Here is a 3,391-nt window from a genome sequence, read left to right as displayed (position 1 = left end):
GCCAGGAAAGCACCACACCCAAGCCCCCCTCTGACTCGCCAGACAACGAGCCGACGCACTCTTCGCCATGCTCCGTGACGGCACCTTCTACCAACCACGAAAACCGATCATCCCGTGCCCTGAGTCATAGAGGCACCCGGAACGTCAGCGCCGCGCATGCGTCCCGCTGACACTCGACCACCGGCCCGCACATCAGACTTGACCAACACAGCAAGAGCGTCAGAGAGGCAGCGTTATCCCAAGTTCTTGCATGGCCGTCGAGGGCGGCCCACCTTCGGAGCGCTCGGTCTTATAACCCTTGACCCGGGCAGCAAGGGTGCAAGGGTCAACAGCCTCGGCGGGGGCACCCTTAGCGTAGAGGCCGTCTGGCTGGCTGTCGCGATCATGCGGCAGCAGCCAGAACACGCGGCGGCGGAAGGTTCCTGAAGAGCGGGATGGCTTCGCGGCGGGGCCGAGGAGGGCGTAGCCGACCATACGGCCATCGCGGTGATAAGCGGGCCTACCACGGCGCGTGGGGAGCCGATCCAGGCTCTGGCGCACGTAGTCAAGGTCGGTGAGGTCCTCCAACCAGACCAGCTCGGTCTCATGGCTGATCTCGTCCTCGGTGATCAGGGAGCTCATCGGGTGGCGTCCCTCTCCTCGTCGGTGAGCAGTCCGATGCCCGGATAGTGCTTACGCTGGTTGGACAGGATCATCTCCTTGGGCGAGGCCAACCCAACAAGTTCTCTCGTGCGCGCTGCGAACGCTCGGGAGGACATCGCAGGTGCACCCTCATTCTGGCACCACGTCTTGTACGTCGAGTAGAGGGCCGTCTGTTCAGCTCGCAGATCTGGGCCCAACACGCAGCACTCGTCGTAGAAGCGTCCAGTGTGATCCTCGGTTTCAGCGTATGCGGTCGTGGCGATGCGTACCCGTTCAGGTCCTGTGAGGTCACGATCACCGGCCAGGTAACGGCGTGCGCCGTCGATGAGCCAACCTAGGATCCCGGGACCTTCCTCGGTGACGAGGATGTCAGCAAGGTTGTCGATCTTGCGGTCATCCGGGACGACTCGTTCGAACGGGATCAGGCGCATGCGGCGCCAGAAAGCAAAGCCCCCAGTACCCACCTCAGGCCGGTGGTTGCCCAGTAGCCACAGCTTGTGGGTCGGCTGAAAGCTGAAGAAGTCCTGCCGCATGCGACGGGCCTTGATCCTGTCGCCTCCGGTTAGGAGCTTGACCCGGGCTTCGTCGAACTTGTCGCCGGGCTTCACCTCGGAACAGACGATGACGCGCCTGCCGTGCAGCTCTGCGAAATCGGTGGGATGGCCTTCGTAGGGACGGGCCATGAGAAAGCCGGGAGGCGCGGCATCTGCGTAGTCGCCGAGCAACTTCATCAGCACATCCAGCAACACAGACTTACCGTTTTTGCCTGAGCCGAAGAGGAAGGGCAGGACCTGGCCGCCGACATCGCCTGTGACGGAATAACCCAAAAGGAGCTGCAGATAGGCGATCATCTCCCGACCTTCGGTGTCGTCACCGAAGGTGTCGGTCAGGAAGCGGTCCCACCGCGGGGCAGGGATGTGCTGGGGACCTACGCTGGTGGACCTTGAGTGAAAGTCCTTGTTCGGGTCGGGGCTCTTCACCAGCCCAGTACGCAAGTCGACGATCCCGTCAGGAGTGCACAGCGCATATGGGTCGGCGTCCAGCAACGAGGCGTTCAAGACCATGCCTGGTGCGGACTTCGCCTGGGTAAGCATGGCATTGATGCCGGTGGTTGACAGGGCTCGGCGCCGGTGCTGCTGCAAGGCCTGCGTAGTGACGGTGCCGCGGGGATCGTGACTAGCGAGATTCTCCGCGAGATCACCCGCTGCCCACAAAACCGTGTCATCCTCGTCGATCTGCCACCGGGTGGTGTCCCAGCGATACCAGCCCATTCCGGGGACGTGCCGATAGTCGTTGGCGTACAGCTTGACGAACAACTTGGCGTTGCCGCGATCTGACAAAGTGTCGGGCAGCAGCCCAACAGCGGTGGCTTCGCCGGCCGAAACTCGCTTGGTGTCGGCCGCCTGGGCCGGGACTGTTGTGCCTTGACTACGGATTTGGGCAGCGACAGCGTGAGGGTCGAATTCGAAGAGAGTTTCGTTACTGGGGGATGTCACTGATGGCCCCCACTGGTGTAAAGGGGGCGCTTCAGTCCCGCCGTGAGACCGCTACGAATGATCTGTTCTGCACGGCGTTCCTGACCAGGACGTACCATGGCCGCGGTCTCCTTCAAGACGCGCTCTGCCTCCTCCTGACCGAGGCGACCGGCGGCGACGAGTCCGCCGAGGGTGTAGGCAGCACGATTGAGGGCGTCCGAGAATCCAGCACCCTCGGGAACGTGTCCGCAGGCTTCGACTGGCGCAAGCACAGCCGCAAGCATCCCGCGCGGGTGGCTCCGGCCGCCGCCCGCGGCCGCGATGGCCTGTTGAGCGCGCGGAGGGACGGACCGGGGAGCGGGTAGGTGGGACGCAGGCAGATGACCAGTACGTTCCAGTTCCTGGCCGAGCCAGTTCGGCAGGACCGCAGGCTCTCGGACCATGCCGGCAGGGGAGTAAGTACCGTGGCTGGTGGTGGTGCCAGGGGCGATGATGTATCCCCCGTGAGCTCGTACGTCGACCTGCCAAGCCAGGGCTCGGCCCTGGCTTGATCCAGAAGAGCACTGCCAGCGACGGTTGTCAGTCGCCCGGTACCAGACATGCAGGCCACCGGATGGGGTGCGTACACGCAGCGTCGTTTCATCGTCAGCGGGACTTGGTTCATCTCGCAGTGCAGCGAGCACAGCGAGAGTATGAAACCCGTTGGTCAGGCCCCTGAGATCGACATCCTCGGCAATGGGGATCCCAGGAAGGACTCGTTCACGCTTGGGCGGCGGAGCCGAATGAGCATCAATGTCGATCACCACCAGACCGGCCGGCCCGCACGCCACGCCTACGCCGAACTCTGGATTGAGGCCCCACCACTGACGAATGCGCTGCTGGTCAAGGGTCGCTGAATGAAAGCCGTGGCACCACCTTCCAGCAGCCAGGCAGGGGCACTCGGCGGGCCGGTGGGACACGGCGCGGCACCTGGTGCAGTTTGCGGCAGGGGTCTTGCGGCCAGGCGCAAGAGGATGCACAGGCCAGCCTTGGCGAGCGCACCAACTGGCGAGGGCGAGGGATCCAGCGACTGAAGACTCAGGGGCTGAATCCTGTGGGTCGCTAGGAGGAAAGCGCAGCTCAGCAGACATCTGGACCCCCTATCAGCGACCGAAGCGACTCAACGACGGACACAGACTAGCGAACGTGACCGGTGAGGTCGTGGACCACATGCACAAAGAACCCGAACGCCGTGTCGAGGAAGCTCCCAACAGCGACCGAACCCAGCCGGCAGC

The 3,391-nt window shown here is 63.8% G+C and carries 3 protein-coding genes; all 3 read right to left on the bottom strand.

The genetic code is table 11. The features are described from left to right. Positions 1 to 219: 219 nt before the first annotated feature. Genes AB0N17_RS45730 through AB0N17_RS45720 form a run of 3 tightly spaced genes read right to left on the bottom strand, consistent with a single transcriptional unit; the run spans position 220 to position 3,136 of the window. Positions 220 to 621 carry a DUF6009 family protein gene (locus tag AB0N17_RS45730; protein WP_366017595.1) on the bottom strand — a complete coding sequence of 134 codons (402 nt, stop codon included), beginning with the start codon at positions 619 to 621 and terminating at the stop codon, positions 220 to 222. After that, the gene (locus tag AB0N17_RS45725; protein ID WP_366017594.1) at positions 618 to 2,138 is read right to left on the bottom strand and encodes a phage/plasmid primase, P4 family; all 1,521 of its coding nucleotides are present in this window, start codon (positions 2,136 to 2,138) and stop codon (positions 618 to 620) included. Before AB0N17_RS45725 ends, AB0N17_RS45730 begins: the two co-directional genes overlap by 4 nt. Then, positions 2,135 to 3,136, bottom strand: a complete 1,002-nt coding sequence (locus tag AB0N17_RS45720) for a bifunctional DNA primase/polymerase (protein WP_366017593.1) — start codon at positions 3,134 to 3,136, stop codon at positions 2,135 to 2,137. The genes AB0N17_RS45725 and AB0N17_RS45720 overlap by 4 nt, the downstream gene beginning before the upstream one ends. Positions 3,137 to 3,391: the final 255 nt, after the last annotated feature.

Origin of the sequence: Streptomyces sp. NPDC051133 (assembly GCF_040682635.1) — a bacterium.
GTDB lineage: Bacteria > Actinomycetota > Actinomycetes > Streptomycetales > Streptomycetaceae > Streptomyces.
The sequence above is the reverse complement of the archived record's forward strand: the minus strand, read 5'-3'. Positions and strand labels throughout refer to the sequence as shown.